This window comes from Hydrotalea lipotrueae (genome assembly GCF_019249625.1).
Lineage (GTDB): Bacteria > Bacteroidota > Bacteroidia > Chitinophagales > Chitinophagaceae > Hydrotalea > Hydrotalea flava.
This window is the reverse complement of record NZ_JAESDL010000057.1, coordinates 1-2,528: the sequence shown is the minus strand read 5'-3', so window position 1 is coordinate 2,528 and position 2,528 is coordinate 1. Positions and strand designations below refer to the sequence as shown.

The following is a 2,528-nucleotide window of genomic DNA, read 5'->3' as shown; positions in this document are numbered from 1 at the left end:
ATTCTTACTTAAAATATTACTATTCGTTTTAGCTTTTCAAGTAAAAGCAATCGTTTAAAATAGGAAACTTGAATTATATAATAAATTTCATTTTAGAAGATCTATATTTGATAGAATAATAAATACAAGTATCATATGCCGATTATTCAGCAATGATTTTAGATTTTTACTTTCAAAAAATTCAAAAATGTTTACAATTTGGACAATAAAATATATTGCCAAAAAAATAATTAAAAGTAAAAGAAATAAAAGTTAAGCTATTTGTGGAGGCTCATCAGGAACTCGAATATTTGGGCAGATAATTTTCTCATTTATCTCATAAGAGTAATGAAATAATATTCTATGGAACAGATCTATTTTAAAGTTCGTCGAATAATTGTCGTAATCACCTGCACCTTTAACCGGATGTTTACACTGCAGGTAAAAGCCGAATAGATAAAATGGCAAACTATTTTGTTGATACTACCGCCTACGCATATAACAAATTAGCGATTATGGTACCGAAGGGGAATCCCAAAAATATCCATGGACTGAAAGATTTGGGGAGAAAAGACATAAAAGTAAGTATGCCTAATCCTGAATGGGAAGGTATAGGGAGACGCATTGAGGAGGCATATATTAAAGCAGGCGGAGTTGCTCTAAAAAATGAAATTATGGATGTAAAAGTAAAGAACCAAACTACCTATTTAACACAAATTCATCACCGCCAAACACCTATGCGCATCTTATATGCACAGAGCGATGCCGGTCCTGTTTGGTATTCTGAAGCTTATTATCAACAAATGATAAATCATCCAATTGAAATGGTAACAATTCCTGATAATGAAAACATTACAGCTACTTATATGGCAGGGCTAATGAAAAATGCCCCACACAAACAGGCTGCAAAAGACTTCATGACTTTTTTAACCAGCCCTACTGCAAAAACAATTTATAGAAAATATGGATTTACCACAAAATAGGTAGCATATGAAAGTAAAATTTATAATAATATCAGTTTATTGTTTGTTTGCATCCACGCTTCTATGGGCACAATCCAATGACACCTTAATGATTTATGGTCCGGGTGGTCCAGCCGCTGCCATGAAAGAATGTGCCGGTTTATACACACTGAAGTATTCAACACCAATAAAAATAATAGCAGGCCCTGAAGGAAAATGGATAAATGATGCTCATAAAAACGCAGATTTAGTATTTGGCGGTGCAGAATACATGCTCACTCAATTTGATAAAAATCATCCTGGGTTAATCGACAATACTACACGAACTGAACTATATAAACGGGCTGCCGGTATATTGGTTCGTCCTGGTAATCCCAAAAATATACATTCCCTTAAAGACTTGACTTTACCTGGAGTAAATATACTTGAAGTAATTGGAGCCGGACAATTGGGAATGTGGGAAGATTTAGCAGGGAAACAAAATATTATTGGAGACATCCAAAAAAATATTAAAGGTGCTGCTGCAAATACAGCATTAGCCATTGATACATGGAAAAAAGATGATAAATTTGATGCAATAATAATTTTTTCGTCCTGGTATTACAGACTAAAAGATGTATCATCACTTGTTACAATACCAAGCTCACAAACTGTTTACCGGGGTACACCCATTGCGATCACTTCTATCACTAAACATAAACAAACAGCAGCACATTTTATAGAGTTTCTTTTATCAGAAGAAGGGCATAACATTTTTAAAAAATGGGGATGGGAGTAATTTAACTGCTAATTTTAATTAAAATGATAATGAGCATGCTTAAAAAAAAAATTTCAATAGCCAGAATATTTGTTATTGGATTTATTGCAATAACAATCAATACTATAATATTAAAAGCCGCCCCCCTGTTACATATAGAAGCTGAAAGTGGCGGATTGCTAAAATTATTTATTTTGAAAACCCGGACAATTTTAACTCCGGGTTTATTACTATACTTAAAAAGTTTTATTTTTTTCATTATATTTCATTATGCTACCGGCATGGCCATGGTTTTAATTTATGTTTTTATCAATAATAAGTTTCTACCCGGCAAAGGTCTTGTAAAGGGGAGTGTTTTTTCTCTAATCCCTTGGGCTATAAATGCTTTTATTGTACTACCACTTTTAGGACAGGGCATTGCCGGTATAAACAGTATTTCAACAGCCGGTATTTTATATTTTTTTATAGCCAACTGGGCATTTGGAGCTATTCTAGGATTGCTTTATGAAAAATGGCAAACAGTATAGAAAGATATTTTTGTATTAATATTAATAATTCATAAAATTTAATACGTTGTACTATTAAGCTCTAAAAAGCTTACGGAGCATGTGTTTCAATAAATTTGGTTCAACAAACTTAAATTTTACAGAGTTTACTCCTGTATTGTGCGATGGAACACCCAGGCATATAATTGTTTTTTGATTTTAAGATTAAACAGTTCAACAATATGCTTTTACTCTTTTGTTTTAATAAATAACCCAAGTTTCCTAAAATAGAAGCATTTGAAATAGGAATAATTTTGAGTTGCGAAAACAAAACTTCTACTCAAA

General features: G+C 32.3%; 2 protein-coding genes and 1 pseudogene. All 3 read left to right on the top strand.

Annotated features, from left to right (window positions below; all coding sequences use genetic code 11):
- Positions 1 to 413: 413 nt before the first annotated feature.
- Positions 414 to 962 (top strand): annotated as a pseudogene (locus JK139_RS15345) (substrate-binding domain-containing protein); the annotation flags it as partial.
- Positions 963 to 969: 7 nt separating this feature from the next.
- A complete protein-coding gene (locus JK139_RS15340) occupies positions 970 to 1,719 on the top strand; it encodes a substrate-binding domain-containing protein (protein WP_074420545.1) in 750 nt (249 codons plus the stop codon).
- Positions 1,720 to 1,754: 35 nt separating this feature from the next.
- The gene (locus JK139_RS15335) at positions 1,755 to 2,225 is read left to right on the top strand and encodes a hypothetical protein (RefSeq protein WP_143439460.1); all 471 of its coding nucleotides are present in this window, start codon (positions 1,755 to 1,757) and stop codon (positions 2,223 to 2,225) included.
- The last annotated feature ends 303 nt before the right edge of the window (positions 2,226 to 2,528 follow it).